Origin of the sequence: Microbacterium sp. LMX7-1.2 (genome assembly GCF_040675935.1) — a bacterium.
Classification (GTDB): Bacteria; Actinomycetota; Actinomycetes; order Actinomycetales; family Microbacteriaceae; genus Microbacterium.
Window position 1 is genome coordinate 15,688 of the sequence record NZ_JBEGIL010000001.1, and the last position, 17,223, is coordinate 32,910.

21 protein-coding genes are annotated in these 17,223 nt (G+C 69.3%); 19 read left to right on the forward strand and 2 right to left on the reverse strand.

All coding sequences use genetic code 11. The features are described 5' to 3' along the window. Window positions 1–2: 2 nt before the first annotated feature. From MRBLMX7_RS00100 to MRBLMX7_RS00185, 18 genes are all read left to right on the forward strand, one after another. The gene (locus MRBLMX7_RS00100) at window positions 3–794 is read left to right on the forward strand and encodes a motility protein A (RefSeq protein WP_050720818.1); all 792 of its coding nucleotides are present in this window, start codon (window positions 3–5) and stop codon (window positions 792–794) included. After that, window positions 791–1,624 carry an OmpA/MotB family protein gene (locus MRBLMX7_RS00105; RefSeq protein ID WP_363365680.1) on the forward strand — a complete coding sequence of 278 codons (834 nt, stop codon included), beginning with the start codon at window positions 791–793 and terminating at the stop codon, window positions 1,622–1,624. The genes MRBLMX7_RS00100 and MRBLMX7_RS00105 overlap by 4 nt, the downstream gene beginning before the upstream one ends. A 7-nt stretch (window positions 1,625–1,631) precedes the next feature. Then, complete coding sequence (locus MRBLMX7_RS00110) at window positions 1,632–2,564, forward strand: flagellar motor switch protein FliM (protein WP_363365681.1); 933 nt, start codon at window positions 1,632–1,634, stop codon at window positions 2,562–2,564. After that, window positions 2,564–3,217, forward strand: coding sequence for a FliM/FliN family flagellar motor switch protein (locus tag MRBLMX7_RS00115; protein WP_363365682.1), 654 nt, complete (start codon window positions 2,564–2,566; stop codon window positions 3,215–3,217). The genes MRBLMX7_RS00110 and MRBLMX7_RS00115 overlap by 1 nt, the downstream gene beginning before the upstream one ends. Window positions 3,218–3,220: 3 nt before the next feature. Further along, window positions 3,221–3,679, forward strand: coding sequence for a flagellar biosynthetic protein FliO (locus tag MRBLMX7_RS00120; protein WP_363365683.1), 459 nt, complete (start codon window positions 3,221–3,223; stop codon window positions 3,677–3,679). Between the two features lie 209 nt (window positions 3,680–3,888). Further along, entirely contained in the window at window positions 3,889–4,635 is a 747-nt protein-coding gene (gene fliP, locus MRBLMX7_RS00125; protein ID WP_082297457.1) for a flagellar type III secretion system pore protein FliP, read from the forward strand. Next, window positions 4,632–4,907, forward strand: coding sequence for a flagellar biosynthesis protein FliQ (gene fliQ, locus MRBLMX7_RS00130; protein WP_363365684.1), 276 nt, complete (start codon window positions 4,632–4,634; stop codon window positions 4,905–4,907). The genes fliP and fliQ overlap by 4 nt, the downstream gene beginning before the upstream one ends. Continuing rightward, window positions 4,907–5,668, forward strand: a complete 762-nt coding sequence (locus tag MRBLMX7_RS00135) for a flagellar biosynthetic protein FliR (RefSeq protein ID WP_050720825.1) — start codon at window positions 4,907–4,909, stop codon at window positions 5,666–5,668. The genes fliQ and MRBLMX7_RS00135 overlap by 1 nt, the downstream gene beginning before the upstream one ends. Next, window positions 5,665–6,768: an EscU/YscU/HrcU family type III secretion system export apparatus switch protein gene (locus MRBLMX7_RS00140; protein ID WP_363365685.1), complete on the forward strand. Its 1,104-nt coding sequence runs from the start codon at window positions 5,665–5,667 to the stop codon at window positions 6,766–6,768. The genes MRBLMX7_RS00135 and MRBLMX7_RS00140 overlap by 4 nt, the downstream gene beginning before the upstream one ends. Window positions 6,769–6,809: 41 nt before the next feature. Next, entirely contained in the window at window positions 6,810–8,873 is a 2,064-nt protein-coding gene (locus MRBLMX7_RS00145) for a flagellar biosynthesis protein FlhA (RefSeq protein ID WP_363365686.1), read from the forward strand. Between the two features lie 15 nt (window positions 8,874–8,888). Further along, window positions 8,889–8,990 carry a DUF2283 domain-containing protein gene (locus tag MRBLMX7_RS00150; protein WP_363370746.1) on the forward strand — a complete coding sequence of 34 codons (102 nt, stop codon included), beginning with the start codon at window positions 8,889–8,891 and terminating at the stop codon, window positions 8,988–8,990. Between the two features lie 86 nt (window positions 8,991–9,076). Further along, window positions 9,077–9,325 carry a carbon storage regulator CsrA gene (csrA, locus tag MRBLMX7_RS00155; protein WP_363365687.1) on the forward strand — a complete coding sequence of 83 codons (249 nt, stop codon included), beginning with the start codon at window positions 9,077–9,079 and terminating at the stop codon, window positions 9,323–9,325. 121 nt (window positions 9,326–9,446) lie between these two features. After that, a complete protein-coding gene (flgN, locus tag MRBLMX7_RS00160; RefSeq protein WP_363365688.1) occupies window positions 9,447–9,929 on the forward strand; it encodes a flagellar export chaperone FlgN in 483 nt (160 codons plus the stop codon). 5 nt (window positions 9,930–9,934) lie between these two features. Further along, on the forward strand, window positions 9,935–11,341 hold the full coding sequence (gene flgK, locus MRBLMX7_RS00165; protein ID WP_363365689.1) for a flagellar hook-associated protein FlgK: 1,407 nt from the start codon (window positions 9,935–9,937) through the stop codon (window positions 11,339–11,341). Window positions 11,342–11,355: 14 nt separating this feature from the next. Continuing rightward, window positions 11,356–12,243 carry a flagellin gene (locus tag MRBLMX7_RS00170; protein ID WP_363365690.1) on the forward strand — a complete coding sequence of 296 codons (888 nt, stop codon included), beginning with the start codon at window positions 11,356–11,358 and terminating at the stop codon, window positions 12,241–12,243. Further along, window positions 12,240–12,635, forward strand: a complete 396-nt coding sequence (locus tag MRBLMX7_RS00175; RefSeq protein WP_363365691.1) for a flagellar assembly protein FliW — start codon at window positions 12,240–12,242, stop codon at window positions 12,633–12,635. The genes MRBLMX7_RS00170 and MRBLMX7_RS00175 overlap by 4 nt, the downstream gene beginning before the upstream one ends. 219 nt (window positions 12,636–12,854) lie before the next feature. Further along, entirely contained in the window at window positions 12,855–13,169 is a 315-nt protein-coding gene (locus MRBLMX7_RS00180; RefSeq protein ID WP_161804369.1) for an HU family DNA-binding protein, read from the forward strand. Window positions 13,170–13,347: 178 nt separating this feature from the next. Continuing rightward, window positions 13,348–14,148 (forward strand): sigma-70 family RNA polymerase sigma factor, encoded by an 801-nt coding sequence (locus MRBLMX7_RS00185; protein ID WP_363365692.1) that lies wholly within the window; start codon window positions 13,348–13,350, stop codon window positions 14,146–14,148. 25 nt (window positions 14,149–14,173) lie between these two features. Here MRBLMX7_RS00185 and MRBLMX7_RS00190 read toward each other — a convergent pair whose 3' ends face one another. Then, window positions 14,174–15,262, reverse strand: coding sequence for an AAA family ATPase (locus tag MRBLMX7_RS00190; RefSeq protein ID WP_363365693.1), 1,089 nt, complete (start codon window positions 15,260–15,262; stop codon window positions 14,174–14,176). Between the two features lie 171 nt (window positions 15,263–15,433). Between MRBLMX7_RS00190 and MRBLMX7_RS00195 the strand changes: the two genes are divergently transcribed. Continuing rightward, on the forward strand, window positions 15,434–16,321 hold the full coding sequence (locus MRBLMX7_RS00195; RefSeq protein WP_363365694.1) for a TIGR01777 family oxidoreductase: 888 nt from the start codon (window positions 15,434–15,436) through the stop codon (window positions 16,319–16,321). A 37-nt stretch (window positions 16,322–16,358) separates the two neighbouring features. Here the strand turns inward: MRBLMX7_RS00195 and MRBLMX7_RS00200 are convergent, their stop codons facing one another. After that, window positions 16,359–17,123: an SDR family oxidoreductase gene (locus MRBLMX7_RS00200; protein WP_363365696.1), complete on the reverse strand. Its 765-nt coding sequence runs from the start codon at window positions 17,121–17,123 to the stop codon at window positions 16,359–16,361. Window positions 17,124–17,223: the final 100 nt, after the last annotated feature.

A 17,223-nucleotide genomic window follows, 5' to 3' on the forward strand; every position in this document is an offset into this window, starting at 1 on the left:
TCGTGGATCCCGCATTCCTCATCGGCGTCGTCCTCGCCTTCGGCGCGCTCGTCGCCATGATCACGATGGAAGGGGCAAGCTTCCAGGCCCTGTTCATCCCGGCGCCCATGATCCTCGTGATCGGCTCGACGATCGGCGTCGGCATCGCGAGCCATACGCTGCGCGACACCAAGCTCGCGGTGCAGAGCCTCGGCCGCATGGTGCGCGGTCCCCGCATGACCCCGGAGGCGGTGATCCCGTTCCTGGTCGGCTACGCCGAGAAGGCCCGCGGCGAGGGTCTGCTGTCGCTCGAGCAGGAGCTCGACGGCGCGCCGGACGACTTCACACGACAGGCGCTGCAGGCACTGGCGGACGGCACCGACGCGGAGGACCTGCGGACCGTCATGGACGACGAGATCGAGGCGGCCTCGTCCCGCAACCGCGTCGCGGCGAAGTTCTTCGCCTCGCTCGGCGGCTACGCGCCCACGATCGGTATCGTCGGCACGGTGGTGTCCCTGACCCACGTGCTCGAGAAGCTCGACGAACCCGACCACCTCGGTCCGATGATCGCCGCGGCGTTCGTCGCGACGCTGTGGGGCCTGCTGTCCGCCAACTTCATCTGGAACCCGATCGCCGGACGACTGAACCGCATCGGCGCGGTGGAGCTCGAGCGCATGACGCTGGTCGCCGAGGGCATGCTCGCGATCCAGGCCGGAAGCGCCCCGCACCTGCTGCAGGAGCGCCTCGAGGCCCTGTCCACCGTCCGGCCCAAGGCCAAGAAGGCCAAGGCGTCCGCGAGCGAGGATGCGGCGTGAGCACCGCGCGGCGGGCACGGGGTCGCGGCCACGGCGACGACTCGCACGACGAGCCGGACGAGCGCTGGGCCGTCTCCTACGCCGACATGGTGACGGTGCTGATGTGCCTGTTCATCGTGCTGTTCGCCATCTCGAGCGTCGACGCGACCAAGTTCCAGCTCCTCGCGAACAGCCTCGCCTCGGGGTTCGGGCAGGAGGAGACACACTCGGGCGGGGCGGACACGGCGGAGGGCGTCGTCGTGCCGCCCGAGATGCGGGACGAGGACGGCGTGGTCGACCTGACCACGCCCGCCGACCTGACCGCCCGCGCGACGGCGGAGGTCGAGTCGCTCGAGGAGCTCAAGGAGCGGATGCTCGCGGCCCTGACCACCCAGGGATTGCAGAACACGGTCGACTTCGTGATCGACGACCGCGGTCTCAGTGTGGGACTGATCGGCGCCGAGACGTTCTTCGGCGACAACAGCACCGACCTGTCGGGCACAGCGGATGCGGTGCTCGACTCGATCGGGGACGTGCTGGGAACCGTCGACAACCAGGTGAGCATCGAGGGGCACGCGGACCATCGGGTGTCGGCATACCCGTTCCCGACGAACTGGGAGCTCTCGGGCGGTCGGGCGACGCAGGTCGCACGTTTCCTCGTCGAGCACGAGGGCATCGCGGGGCCGCGGGTCAAGGCCACCGCGTACTCGGACACGCGCCCGATCGTGCAGGGGGACTCGCCGGAGGCGCTGGCCAGCAACCGGCGCGTCGACATCGTCGTCGAGTCGAACGAGGAGGAGCAGGTGCGTGCCCTCATCCCCGCCATCGTCCAGGGAGCCGCAGCGAAATGAGAGACCTGTGACCATCACCGTCGACGAGACCGCCGTGGCCGCCGCGCCGACCGCCGGGTCCGTGCGCGAATACGCGGCGGACCAGTACCCCGCGTACGACTTCAGCCGTCCCGCACAGCTGGATCGTGAGAGCATCCGCCACCTCGAGGCGGGCTTCGAGGCCTTCGCCCGCCTGTGGTCGGCGCAGCTGACAGCGAAGGTCCGGGTCCGCGCGCACCTCGCGCTCGAACGCGTGGAGCTCGTGTCGTACGAGGAGTACGCCGAGACGCTCCCGCTCACGACGGCCATGGTCGTCGGCTCGCTGGTCGGGCGCGAAGAACCGTGCGTGGTGCAGTTCGGGCTCGACAGCGCTCTGCTGTGGGTCGTGCAGATGATGGGCGGGCGCAGCACCTCGCTGCCCGAGGCCCGCACGTTCACCCCGATCGAACTCGCACTCGTGCGCCACCTCATGGAGGACACCTTCGAGCACCTGCACGCCGGGCTCGACGGTCTGCTGCCGGGGGAGCCGCGCTTCTCCGCCGTGCACTACAACCCCCAGTACATGCAGGTGATCTCCGCTGCGGCTGCCGTGATCGTCGCCCGGTACTCGATGCGCCTGGGCGACGCCGAGACCACCGCCACCGTCATGATCCCGGCGTCTGCGGTCGCCGACCGCCTCGCCGCCAGCGGATTGGATGCCGCGGCGGCGCACACCCCGGCGCACACCGTGGAGCAGGTGCGCAGCACGCCGCTCGAGGTGACCCTCCGGCTCGCGCCGCTCACGATCGGCGCGGGGGAGATCCTCGACCTCGCCCCGGGAGATCTGCTCCGACTGCCGCATCCCGAGACCTCCCCCTTCGAACTCGTCGCCGGGAACACGAGGATCGCGCTCGCGACTCCCGGCAGCCGCGGTTCGCGACTGACCTGCCTGATCTCGACCACCTCTGAGGAGACCCACTGATGAGCACCTTCCACGAGACGGCCGTCGCCGCGGCGATCGCCGGCAGGCTGCCGTTCGGCTATCCGGTGATCCCCGCGCCGTCGACGGATCCCGGGGCCGTGGGCTCCGCGATCGTCGCGACGTTCACGGGCACCCCGGGTGCGAGGATCGCGATCCAGGTGCTGGACCCGTCCCAGCTCGAGGACGGATCGCCGTCCGCGCCGCTCGCCGACCGGCTGCACCCGATCCTCGAGGCAGCGGTCGCGGTGCTCGGCACCGGCACGCTCGCTGCGGGGGAGGAAATGCCCGCGGCATCCGTGTTCGCGGAAGCGGGGACGCAGGTCTTCGACATGGTCGACGCCGCAGGAACTGTCGTGGCGCGCGCGGCTGTGCGCGTCGAGGGTACCCAGGCGTCCCCCGCCGGCCCTCAGCGGCTGAGCAGGATCGCCGGTGTGGAGATGGAGCTCGTCGTCGAGATCGGACGGACGCGGATGCCGGTGCGCGACGTGCTGTCGCTCGAGCCGGGACGCGTGGTGGAGCTGGACAGGGCCGCCGGCTCGCCCGCAGACATCAAGCTCAACGGCCGACTGATCGGTCACGGCACGGTGGTCGTGGCCGAAGGCGACTTCGCGATCCGCGTCGAGCGGATCCTCGACGGCGCCGAGGTCGTCTGACCCATGGACGACCTGCTCGTCGCTCTGCGCGCGGTGGTCGCCCTGGCCGCGGTGCTCGGCTTGCTGCTGTTCCTCAGCCGACGGCTGCAGAAGAGCCAGGCGCGGGGGGAGAGTCCCCTGTCCGGCCTGCTTCCGAAGGGACTCGGCTCGCTCGCGGCGAGACTGCCGTCGCGGCCGACGTCCGCGACGCGTGGCCGCCCGGCATCCCGTCCGCGCGAGCGGGTGAAGCCGCGGCCGGAGAAGATCACGGTCGTCGCACGCACGGGGCTCGGCGGCAAGACGCAGCTCGTCGTCGCCGAGTTCGGCGGCATCCGCTATGTTCTCGGGGTGACCGAGAGCGGAGTGAGCGTCGTCGACACGCAGGAGGCCCCGCCCGTCGAGGAGGTCGGCGTCGAGGAGACGACGGCCGAGATCGAGCCGCCGAACGACATCGTCGACCGCGCTCTCCGTTCGGTGGCGTGAACCGCCCTCGCCGCGGTTACCGGAGACACGCGATGTCGCGATAGTCGTCCACGAGCACGGATCGCTCGCCCCCTCGGCTACGGATCGGCCACGACACCCTTCTCCGGAGTGCCGCCGTGCCCCCTGCCGCGTCCGTCTCCGCGCCGTCTGCGCGCGAACGACGTCTGCCACGTGCCGCGATCGTCGTCGCGATCGCGCTGGGCGTCGCGATGCTGTGGGTGCTGTTCACCACAGTTGGGGCGCATGCGGCGACCACGGACCCGACGGACTCGGGTGACGGCACCGGCGGCGGCGTGACGATCAACGGCATCAACGGCACGCCGTCGGACAGCATCATGACGCTGCTGGGCATCACGGTGCTCAGTGTGGCCCCCGCGCTGCTGCTCATGATGTCGAGCTTCACCAAGATCTTCGTGGTGCTCGCGCTGACCCGCAACGCGCTGTCGCTGCCTTCCATCCCGCCCAACCAGGTCCTGGCCGGCCTCAGCCTCTTCCTGACGCTGTTCATCATGTGGCCCGTGCTCACCGACATCAACGCGGTCGCGGTGAGCCCTTTCACCGCGGGTGACATCGACTTCGGGCGCGCCTTCGAACTGGCGCAGGAACCGCTGAGGCAGTGGATGCTCGCCTACACGCGTGAGGAGGACATCGCGCTGATGCACCGCGCGGCACAGATGGACAACCCCGCGGACGTCTCCGCGATCGGTCTGCAGACCCTCGTGCCCGCGTTCATGCTCAGCGAGCTTCGGGCGGCGTTCCTCATCGGCTTCGTGATCTTCGTGCCGTTCCTCGTGATCGATCTCGTGGTCGCGAGCGCGCTGATGTCGATGGGCATGATGATGCTCCCGCCGGTCATGATCTCGCTGCCGTTCAAGATCCTCCTGTTCCTCCTGATCGACGGCTGGGGCATGGTCATCACGGCGCTCGTGCAGTCGTACAGCGGAGGTGGCGGATGAACCCCGAGGCGGTCATCGACATCGGGCAGGCGGCGCTGATCCTCGGCGCGAAGCTCTGCGCGCCCCTGCTCATCACGGCTCTCGTGGTCGGGTTCGCGATCTCCCTGCTGCAGTCGATCACCCAGGTGCAGGAGATGACGATCTCCTTCGTGCCCAAGCTCGTGGCGGTCGGCATCGCGCTGCTCGTGAGCGGGCACTGGATGATCGCCGAGCTCATCGCGTTCTCGAACGAGATGTTCGCGCGCATCCCCGGGCTGCTGAACGGCGGCTGATGGACATCCCGATCGATTTCACCTGGCTCGAGGCGACCTCGCTCGCGTGCGTGCGCATCACGGCGTTCCTCGTGATCGCACCGCCGTTCAGCCACGGCACGATTCCGATGCGCATCAAGGCGATGCTCGGCGTCGGACTCGCGCTCGCGGTGTCCCCGGTCGTGACCGTCGGGTACGAGCGCCTCGACACCGGGGCGTTCCTCCTGGCGCTCGCGGGCCAGACGCTCACGGGCGCCCTGCTCGGCTTCCTCGTGATGATCCTGTTCAGCGCGATCCAGGGGGCGGGGCACCTGGTCGACACGTTCGGCGGCTTCCAGATGGCGCAGGCCTTCGACCCCGGCATGGCGATCAACGGCGCGCAGTTCACGCGGCTCTTCCAGATGACGGCGATCCTGCTGCTGTTCGCCTCGGACGGGTACCAGCTCGTGCTCGGCGGGTTGTTCCGCTCGTTCGACGCCGTGTCGGTGAGTGGCGCGATCGACCTCGCCTCCCCGGCCGAGGCTCTGGTCGGCGCGGCCGGGCAGATGATGCTCAGCGCGGTGCAGATCGCCGGCCCGCTGCTGATCGTGCTGTTCCTCGCCGACGTGGGCCTCGGTCTCATCACGCGGGTCGCGCCCGCGCTGAACGCGTTCGCGATGGGCTTCCCCGTCAAGATCGCCCTGACCCTCGTGCTCGTCGGCTTCGTGTACGCGGCGCTCCCCGGCGTGGTGGGCGCGATCGCCGAGGACGCGGTCCGCACCATCCTGGGGGTGATCCGATGAGCACCGCCGACACCGGGGAACGCACCGAGAAGGCGACCGAGCAGCGTCTCAAGGAGGCCCGGCGCAAGGGGCAGATCGGCCGGAGCCAGGACTTCACCGCCTGGGTGTGCATCGCGGCCGCCGCAGTCATGATGGTGCCGACCCTCGCGACGGGCACACAGGTCGCCACCGAGCTCTTCCTGCGGGTCGCCCAGGTGGCGCAGTACCCGACGGATGCCGCGGCGCTCGACGCCCTGGATGCCGCGATCTCCTCGCTCGGCGGCATCCTGCTGCCGATGCTCGTCGTGGTGCTGCTCGCGACCACCGCGACGGCTGTCGCCCAGGGGGGTATCCATCTGCGCGGCGTGACCATGCGCGCCGAGCAGTTCAACGTCGTGTCGGGGCTCAAGCGGGTCTTCGGCCAGCAGGCGCTGTGGGAGGGCGTCAAGGCGCTGCTGAAGACCGTCGCGATCGGACTGGCGCTGTGGATCGTGGTGTCGGGGCTCGTGCCCGTGCTGATGGCCAGCGGCAGCCACAACATCACCTGGCTCCTGGAGCAGGCCGCCGGAGGCGCGGTCGCGCTCCTCCAGGTCGCCGTGGTCGTCGGCATCCTCCTCGCCGCGATCGACGTCGCCGTCGTCATGCGTCGCAACCGCAAGCACACGCACATGACGAAGAAGGAGGCGAAGGACGAGCACAAGAAGACCGAAGGCGACCCGCTCGTGCGCTCCCAGCGACGCTCGCGTCAGATCGCCCTGAGCCGGAATCGGATGATCGCCGCCGTGGGCGACAGCGACGTCGTGCTCGTGAACCCGACCCACGTCGCGGTCGCGCTGCGCTACGAGCCCGGAACGTCCGCACCGCGGGTCGTCGCGAAGGGGGCGGGAGTCGTCGCGCAGAAGATCCGCGAGAAGGCGGAGGAGACCGGCGTGCCGATGGTGCGCGACGTCCCGCTCGCACGCGCGCTGCATGCCGCGTGCGACATCGGCCGCGAGATCCCTGAGGAGCTCTTCACGGCCGTCGCCCAGGTGCTGGCCTTCATCGAGCACCTGAAGCGCCGCGGTACCGCACGCGGCACCCACACCATGCCCTTCGCGAACACCAGAGAGCGCGGGCTCTGACTCCGGTCGGCACCGCACACGCACGAGAGAACGAGAGAAGAATGATCGGTCAGGTCCTGTCCAAGGCCGCAGTGCCCGTCGGCGTGGTCGGCATCATCCTGCTGCTCATCGTCCCGATCCCCACGCCGCTGCTCGACGTGCTCATCGTCGTGAACATCTCCTTCGCGCTGCTGATCCTGCTCACGGCGATGTTCGTCAAGAAGCCGCTCGAGTTCTCGGTGTTCCCGAGCCTGCTGCTCGTCGCGACACTGTTCCGCCTCGGCCTCAACGTCGCATCCACGCGACTCGTGTTGAGCGAGGCGCACGCGGGGCAGGTGATCCAGGCCTTCGGCCAGATCACGATCGCCGGCTCTCTCGTGATCGGCGCCGTGATCTTCCTCATTCTCACCGTGATCCAGTTCGTCGTGGTCACGAAGGGCGCGGAGCGCGTCGCCGAGGTGGGAGCGCGCTTCACGCTCGACGCGATGCCGGGCAAGCAGATGGCGATCGATGCCGACCTCAACGCCGGCCTCATCACCGAAGCAGAGGCGCGCAGGCGCCGCGCGGAGGTCGCCGCCGAGGCGGACTTCTACGGAGCGATGGACGGTGCATCGAAGTTCGTGAAGGGCGACGCGATCGCCGGCATCGTGATCGTGGTGATCAACTTCGTCGGCGGCATCATCATCGGCATGGCGCAGCACGGCATGGAGATGGGCGACGCGCTCGAGACGTACAGCATCCTCACGATCGGCGACGGTCTGGTCACCCAGATCCCGGCCCTGCTCATGGCGGTGTCCACCGGCATGATCGTGACCCGTGAGAACGTCGAGGCCGAGATGGGCCAGGCCGCCGGACGCCAGCTCCTGCAGTCGCGGAACGCGCTGCTGATCACTGGACTGGCCGCGTGCGCCATGGGCTTCATCCCCGGGATGCCGCTGCTGGTGTTCCTCGCGATCGGCGCCGTCCTGCTGTTCGCGGCCTCACGGGTGCGCGCCAATGAGGCCCGCGAGGCCGCCCTCGTCACCGATGCCCAGCAGCTGGAGGCCGCGGAGGCCGCGGCCGAAGGTCCCGAGGACCTCATGGACCGGATGCGTGTGCACGCGCTGGAGATCTCGCTCTCGCCCGACATCGTCGACCTCGCCTCCGGCGGGCCCGGTGATCTGCTCACGCGCGTGAAGTCGCTGCGTCGCAAGCTGGCGCTCGAGATCGGCATCCTCATGCCGCCGGTGCGCACGCGCGACAACATCGACCTCCCCGCGCAGACCTACGCGCTGCTGATCGCCGGGGTCGAGGTCGGCCGGGGAACCGTTCCGCGCGGGCATGTGCTCGCGATCGGGGCGGGGCTCGAGCAGTTGCCGGGAACCGCGGTGACGGATCCGGTGTTCGGGCTGGAGGGCAAGTGGGTCCCTGCGGAGATGTCGCACGCAGCGGACATGGCCGGAGCGACCGTGATCGACCGCGCGAGCGTCATCATCACGCACCTGTCGGACGTGGTGCAGAGCCAGGCCGACCGACTGCTCTCCCTGGAGGACGTGCGCCAGCTCACCGAGCACCTCAAGCAGTCGAGCCCCGCGACCGTCGAGGAACTCACGCCCGCAATGCTGTCGCTCGCCGCGATCCAGCGGGTGCTGGCCGGATTGCTGGCGGAGCGAGTGGCGATCAACGACCTCGCGCGGATCTATGAGGCGCTCGCGCTGCGCGCCAAGACCGCGACCGACACCCCGGGGCTGATCGAGGCGGCTCGCGCTGCTCTCGGGCCGGCCATCGCGGCGCGGTTCGCGGACGATGGTCGCCTGCGCGTCGTGATGTTCGATCCGATGTTGGAGCAGCAGATGCTGGAAGGGATGCGGGTCGTCGACGGGCAGCCGCAGATCGTGCTCGCGCCCGAGGCGACCATGCAGCTGATCGAGAGCATCCGCCGTACCGTGACGGAGATCGATCCGCCCGGAGCCGAGCCAGTGCTCGTATGCGCTCCTTCCCTGCGGGCCGCGGTGCGCCGGATGGTCGCCGCCCAGGTGCGCGGTCTGCCGGTGCTGTCGTACGACGAGGCGGGCGCCGGTGGATTCGCGACCGACGTGGTCGGCGTGGTCCGGATCGCGTCGTCTGCGCTCCCGATCGCGAACTGAGCGCGCATACCGCGCATCCTCGATTTCGATGCCGAGGGTCACGTGATCGGTATGGAGATCTTGTCGGCCAGCACGGTCCTTCGGCCGGAGGTGCTCGCTCAGGCCATTCGGCTTTGACGCTGGTCTTCTCATTTACCAGGGGATCGTGCGCTAGTTTGGTGTGCGGGCGCGCGTCGGTGCGCCAGCCATGGAAGGCGGACGGCATGCTGGTACTCACGAGGCGCGCGAACGAGAGCATCCTCATCGGCGACGACATCACGGTGACGATCCTCGCGGTCACGCCCGGGGGAGTGCGGGTGGGCATCGACGCCCCGCGGGACAAGCGGATCAACCGCGCTGAGATCGTCCTCGCGATCGGCGACGCCAACCAGGAGGCCGTCCAGGCCTCGTCCGACGAGGCCGCGGAGTCCGCGCTGCTGGGCGCGCTCGCGCGCATCGGCACGACTCCCTGATCCTGTCAATGGGGAGTTCTCCCCATGCTGCCCGAGTTACCCCGTATCCCGTTGTCGCGATAGTCGTGAATGTGACGGGCGGGGACCCGTCACGGACCATTGATCTGACGAGGTGACCACCGTGGCCGCTCATGACCTGAGCATGCAGCTGATGCGAGAGCGCGATCTGCTCGAGGTGCTGCTCTTCAAGCTCGACGAGCAGCAGATGCTGCTGGCGACCGGGCGGAACCGCTGGATCCACCACGCCGCGAACGAGGTCGATCGCGTTCTCGCGGCGATGCCGACCGTCGCCCTCTCGCGGGACACACTGGTCGTCGCGGTGGCGGACGAGTGGGGCGTGCCCGAGGCGACGACGCTGCGCGAGCTGATCGACGCCGCGCCCACCGACGCCTGGCGCGACGTCATGTCCGGCCACCTCGACGCCATGACGACTCTCGCCGATGAGATCGGAGAGATGAAGAAGGTCAACGAGCAGCGCCTGCGCACGGCGATCCGCGTCACGCAGGAGACCATCGCCGGGCTCGGCACGCCGACGGGGGAGTACGACCCCTCGGGAGACGTCCTCCGCGACGGCGACGCCCGCCTCCTCGACACGAGGGTGTGACGCGGATGTCCTCCTTCGCCGGACTCCGGCTCGCCGAATCCGCCCTCGCGGCGGCACGCGCGGGTATGACCGTCACGGGTCAGAACATCGCGAACCAGACCACGGCCGGTTACACGCGACAGCGTCTGGAGCAGACGCCATCGGCTGCTCCCGGACAGTCGGGGCTGTGGCCGACGAAGTTCGCGATCGGATCGGGCGTGGACGTGACGGGCGTCGCGCGTCTCGGCGACAATCTCCTCGATGCGCGGGTGCGGGATGCGCTCGGCGCCTCGGGGTTCTGGGTCGCGCGCGCCACGGCCGCCGGGCAGGCCGAAGCAGCCATGGCCGAACCCACAGCGGACGGACTCGCCGCGAACCTCAACCGCTTCTGGGCCGGCTGGTCCGATCTCGCCAACACGCCGGATGCCGCGGCGGCCCAGGTCGTGCTCACGAACGCACAGGTCCTCATCGGCCAGGTGGCTGCGGGCTACCAGACGGTCGCAGGGCAGTGGACGGATCTGCGCGGCCAGGTCGATCGTCAGATCGCCGACGTCAACGCGGTCGCCGGCCAGGTCGCGACCCTCAACGGACAGATCCGCGACGCGCTCCTCTCGGGGCGCAACGCGAACGAGCTGATCGACCAGCGCGGCGTGCTCGCGCAGCAGCTGTCCTCAGCGGTCGGCGCCACGGGCGTCGTCGAGACGGACGGCACTCTCACGATGCGCGTCGACGGCAACGCCCTCGTCTCCGGCGACACGAGCCGATCGCTCGTGGTGAGCGGCCCGCGCGAGATCGCCGACGGCGGCAGCATCACGGTCGCCTGGGCCGATCGCCCCGGTACGCCGGTCAGCGTCACGGGCGGCACGATCGGCGGCACGATCAGCACGCTGGCTCCGGCCTCCGCCGGTGGCACGCTCGCCGGCGTCGCGGCCGCCTATAACGAGACGGCGATCGCGTTGGCGACCGCCGTGAACGACGTGCACCGCACCGGTGCGACGCCGACGGGCGCGCCAGGCGGCGACTTCTTCGCCCTCGACCCGAGCGGCCCGGCCGCGCTCGGTCTCCGCGTGATCCCGACCGGACTCGCCGACCTCGCCCTCGCCGCGCCGGGTGCCGGTGCGAAGGACACCACGATCGCCGACCGCATCAGCGCGCTCGGCGCTGCGGCGACCGGTCCCAGCAAGGTCTGGTCGAGCTTCGTGACCGGGTTCGCGGTCACGGTCGCCGGCGACCGGCAGCGCGCCGACATCGCGGACATGGGCGCCGTCGCCGCCGTCACCGCGCAGCAGTCGAACGCCTCGGTCGACGGCGACGAGGAGACCATCAACCTGCTGACCTACCAGACCGCGTATCAGGCGGCCGCGCGTGTGCTCACCGCGGTCGACGAGGCTCTGGACCTGCTCATCAACCGCACCGGCCTGGTGGGCCGCTGATCCCCGGAGGACACATGATCGGGCGCATCACGAGCAGCACCATGACGCAGCAGTCGCTGCGCACCCTGCAGACGACCCTCGTCGACCGCGAGCGGCTGCAGAACCAGGCGACCTCGCAGCGGGCTTTCCGCACGCCCAGCGAAGACCCTGCCGCGGCGGCGACGACGCTCGGCGTGCACGGCGAGCAGTCCCGGGCAGCACAGTACGCGCGCAACCTCAGCGACGGGATGGCGTGGGTCACGACCGTCGACACCGCGCTGGGTGCCAGCGCGGACCTGCTGAACCGGGCGCGCGACCTCACCGCGCAGGGGGCGAACTCCGGCGCGCTGAGCGCGAGCGCCCGCGAGTCCATCGCGCAGGAGCTCGAGACCATCAGCGCCGAGCTGCTCGCCCGCGCGAACACGACGGTCCTCGGGCGCAGTGTCTTCGCCGGGACGAGTGACGCCGCCGTCGCCTTCGATTCGGGCACCTTCACGTTCAACGGCACCGCGGGGGGCGGCGTGCAGCGACGCATCAGCGACAACGAGACCGTGCGGGTCGACTTCGACGGAGCCCAGGCGTTCGGAACGGGAGCGAACAGTGCGTTCGCGATGCTGAACGACATCGCCGCCGACCTGCGCAGCGGCGCGAACGTCGGCGCCCGGCTCGGCGACATCGACGACCGGCTCAAGGAGGTCGTGTCCGCGCGGGGGACGACCGGAGCCCGCCAGGTGCAGATCGAGCGCGCCATGTCGCAGAACCTGTCGGTCTCGACCGATCTCGAGGCGAGGCGCGTCGAGGTGGAGAACGTCGACAGTCTCGAGGTGCTCGTGCGGCTGCAGTCCGCCGAACTCGTCTTCCAGTCCGCCCTGCAGGTGACCGCCCGTTCGCTGCAGACCAACCTCTTGGAGTTCCTGCGATGACCACGATCACGGCTGACGCATCCGCTACCGCCGTCGAGTTCGCCTTCCCGATGCCGGGTCTGAGCCCGTACACCGACTTCGCCCTCGAGCCGATCCCGGGTGCAGAGGGACTCTACGCTCTTCGGGCCGTCGGAGCCGAGGTCCGGTTGTTCCTCCTCGACCCGGACTTCAGCGACTACGGATACGAGCCGCGCATCCCGACCGAGATCCGCGCGCAGCTCGGGGCGGACGACGACACCGCTCTGCGGGTGCTGGTGGTCGCGAACCCCGCCGAGGACGGCGTGTACATCAACCTGCGTGCACCGATCGTGCTGCACCCCGTCACCGCGCGGGCCGCGCAGGTGATCCTCGACGACGAGTCCCATCCCATCCGGGTGCGGCTGGATGGCTGAGCACCCTCTGTCGATCGCGAGATTTCGGGAGTCAGAGGATTCCGATATTCACCGCATATACCAAGGAAGAACGAGTATCCTCTGAAGTGCACAGGCTGGGGTACTGGCAGATTCCGGCGTAGGCGCAGGAGATTGGGACCTGCGGGCGCGTCGCGAATGCCGCTGGTGGGGTACAGCGCAAGACGCTCGGTGACGAGCACTTTTCCATTGGACGGAAAAATGAGCACATCCAGGACGCTCGATACGAATCGGGTGAGCAAGAGGGAGTTCGTACAGCGGTTCGCGCGACGCGGCGGGATCTCGGTCGGGGCCGCGCAGACCGCATACAACGCGATGATCGACGAGCTGGTCGATCTCGTGAGTCGCGGCAACACGGTGACCCTCACGAACTTCGGGAAGTTCTACCCGCAGACCCACAAGGGGCACCGGGTGCAGTTCTCGAAGGACGAGGGATCCGGCGAGGTCGACGACTACACGGTGCTGAAGTTCTCTGCGACGCGCGAGGTCAACAAGCGTGTCAAGGTGAACGATTAGCAATCGTGATCTAAACGTAAACGAGAATTTCCGAGGGAACCGCCTCTCGGTGCATCTCCGCCTGACCGGCGGCTCTAGCATGTAGTCGGACGGTTGTCCGCGTCGTCATCTGATGACGTGTGCTGTGGCGCGCTGGGGAGCTTGCACTGACAGTGAGAGAAGGCGGAACCCTATGCCGATGCGTGCGCGGAATCAGCTCGTCGTCGACCACCTCCACATCGTGGGCTCCGCGACGGCGAGCATCGCCGCGCGCCTGACGCAGGTCTCTCGCGAGGATCTCGCCTCCGCCGGCGCGTACGCGCTCGTGCGTGCCGCGGAGAGGTTCGATGCGTCACTCGGCGTGCCGTTCGGAGCCTTCGCCCGTGAACGCATCAACTGGGCGCTGATGGACGAGTTGCGATCGATGGACTGGGCTCCCCGCGACGTCCGCGCGCGGGCAAAGGAGACCACCCGCGTCCGCGACGCCCTCGCCGGCGCCCTGGGGCGAATCCCCACACTGCGCGAGATCGCGGACGCGATGGGACTGGATGCGGGAATCGTGCGCGAGCGTCTGGCGGACGCCGAGCGCACCGTCACGAGCCTCGACGTGCTGGACCCGCACGAGGTCCTCTGGTCGGGCTACCTCCCGGAGGAGATGGCGATCGCGGCAGAGCGTGAGGAACTCCTGCATCACGCGGTGGAGGCGCTCCCGGACCGCAAGAGACTCATCGTGCGTGCGATCTACTTCGAGGACCGCACCGTGAAGGAGCTGGCGGACGAGCTCGGGGTCTCGCACGCCGCGATCTCGCAGCAGCGCGCCGAGGCCGTCCGGATGCTGCGCGACGCCCTCGACCGGCATTACGCCGAGAACGCTGCGACCTCGCCGACGCGAACGTCGAAGTCCTCCGCATCCGCCCTGGACTCGTACTTCGATCGCCTCGCGACGTCGAGCGGGCACCGCTACGCACGGGCCTTCTTGCGCCAGACGATAGGCGTCTGAGCGCCCGGGAGCGGGGCGGGCGGGGTCAGAGGCCGAACCCGTAGTTCGCCTGGCCCACGAGCGTCAGGCTCATGCTGGCCGGGTAGACCTCCGGCTCCTCGTCGTCGTCGTCCACCAGGTCGAGCCGGTCGATCGGGACGACGATCGTGCCGTCGGCCTCGAACACGAGGTCGCGCGGTCGGAAAGACGCGAAGATCGAGCGCGTCGAGTGACGCAGCTCGTAGGTGCGGAGCGCATCGCCCCGCTCGAACAGGTTCATCTCCGCCTCCTCCGACCAGATCGTGCCATCAGGGAACCGTGCCTCGATGCGGTACGTGCTCGGCTCGATCGCCTTGATGTTGAGGTCCTCGACGATCTCCGCGAACAGAGTGTCGGGCTGGGCGAGCTCGAACGCGATCGCACGGAGGTGGTCGTAGTTGAGGCGAGCGCGACGGGAGAAGAGCGCGACGTTCTCGATCTCCACCGGGTCGGCGTGCGGAGCCTGGTCGCGCAGGTACTGCCGCACCTCCTCGGGCCCGGGGTACTCGAAGCGCATGTGGTAGTGGAAGCGACCGGGACGATTGACGATGTATGCGCTCACGTCGTTGATGTCGTTGACGGTCAGGCAGTAGATGCGCTTGACCGAGGACAGGCCGTCGAACAGGGAGAGGAACTGGTTCTGACGGTTGGCGCCGTCGCCGCCGCCGCGTCGGGTCATGGGGAACGTCTTCTCGAACTCGTCGAAGACGATGAGGCACTCGTCCAGGCTGTCGAGGAACTCGACGATGCCCTCGTTGTCCTCCGACACGATCACGACCGGCAGCGCCTGATCACGAGCCTCCTCGGCGACCATCCGCAGGAAGAGAGTCTTGCCGATGCCCTTGTCGCCCGACAGCATCACGCCGAGACTGCGATCGGAGAGGGCGTAGGAGCGGAAGACCTTGTCGACCTTGCGCTCGAGCCCGCCGTACACGCGCTCGGAGCCGACGGAGAGGTCATCGACCTTGATCAGGCTGAAGCCCTCCTTCGACGTGAAGTGCACCCGATACGTGCCCAGCGGGAACACCTCGTGCGTGCGAACGGCGTCGTCGTACACCCGTACGTGGCCACCGGTCTCGATGTACGTTGTCGTCACGGATCCTCGTCCTCTTTCTACCCCGACGTATTTATCGACCGGTTTGCGGCAGCCGTAAGGTGCGGGACGCACGAATCGACCAGAGAGGCCGCAGATCGGCCTCGAGGGATGCTGCGCGTGCCAGACTCGCGGGAGGGGACCTCCCCGGACGCACAGAGGACGGGAGCGGACATGGCACAGCGGATCGTGATCAGCGGCGCATCGGGACTCGTCGGGACGGCGCTCGTCGAGTCGATCCGCGCGGACGGCGCGGAGGTGACGCGCCTCGTCCGCCGACCTCCGGCGAGCAACGACGAGGTGCAGTGGCGTCCCGGCGAGCGCGAGCTCGATCCGGACGTGCTCTCCGGAGCGGATGCCGTCGTCGCGCTGGGCGGCGCGAGCGTCGGGCGTCTGCCCTGGACGCGCGGCTATCGCCGCACTCTCGTCGAGTCGCGGATCGTGACGACCCGCACGATCGCCACTGCGGTCAGAGCGCTCGGCGCAGACGCGCCGATGTTCGTGTCGGCCTCCGCTGTCGGCTTCTACGGCTCTGCCCCCGGAGAGGTGCTGGCCGAGGACGCCCCCGCGGGCGATACGTTCCTCGCGCGACTCTGCGTCCGCTGGGAGGACGAGGCCCGGCGCGCAGGCGATCATGCGCGGGTGGCGCTGCTGCGCACGGCGCCCATCGTGCATCGGCGGGGTGTGCTGAAGCCGCTCATCCAGCTGACGCGGTTCGGTCTCGCAGGTCCCCTCGGGCCGGGGACGCAGATGTGGCCGTGGATCTCGTTGGAGGATGAGGTGCGCGGCATCCGTCATGTGATCGACTCGGGACTCGACGGACCGGTCAACCTCACGGGACCGGCCCCGGCGACGGCGGACGATCTCGGGCGCGCTGTCGCCCGTCGGATGCATCGGCCGTTCTGGCTGCCTGCACCTGCGTGGGCGTTGCGCCTCGCCCTCGGCGACGCCGCGGAGTCGCTGCTCCTATCGGATGCCGACGTGCGCCCGCGGATACTGCTCGACTCGGGCTTCTCGTTCACCCACACCACGGTGCAGCAGGCGGTCGACGCGGCGCTGTGAGACGCGCCGCGCCGACCGGTCAGCCGCCGATCGGACCTCAGCGGTTGTGCGGATCTGCGGCGTTGAGCGCCTCGACGACCTGCGGGTAGTCGCCCCGTGCCTCGCCGTAGCGGAGGAACTTCACGCGCTCGACCTGGATCTCGGTCGCGTCGGGCTGCGACTCGATGAGCCCCATGACCTCCGAGACGAAGTCGTCCAGGGGCATGGCGTTCTCGCTCGTCTCGTGGCCGGGCATGAGCTCGGTGCGCACGGCCGGCGGTTCGAGCTCCTGCACCGACACGCTGGTCCCCGCGAGCTGCAGGCGCAGGGACTCGCTGAGCATGTGGATCGCGGCCTTCGTGGCGTTGTACGTCGGCGTGGCCCGCAGCGGAGCGAACGCGAGTCCCGAGGAGACCGTCACGATGGTCGCGTCGTCCTGGGCCTGCAGGTGCTCGATGAACGCGGCGATGAGCCGGATCGGGCCGAGGAGGTTCGTCGTGACGGTCGCCTCGGCCGTCTCGAGGAAACCGGACGGGGTCGTCCAGTCCTCGGCGCGCATGATGCCCGCCATCGCCACGACGACGTTGAGGTCGGGATGAGCCGCGATGACGTCGCGTGCGGCATCCCGGATGCTGTCCGCATCCGCGGTGTCGATGCGGACGGCGTGGATGCCGGGGTTCTCGGCGGCGATCCGCTCGAGAAGCGCGGTGCGCCGCCCGCCGACGATCACGGTGTTGCCGCGCTCGGCGAGTCGCTGGGCGAGGGCGAGGCCGATGCCGCTCGTCGCCCCGGGGATGAAGATGGTGTTTCCGCTGATGTTCATGACCCCACTCTCCGACGTCCGTGGTCGTCCCTCCAGGGACGGCTCATCCAGGGATCCGCGGTCCCTGGATCGGCGTCCGCGCGCGGGGGATACTGCTGAG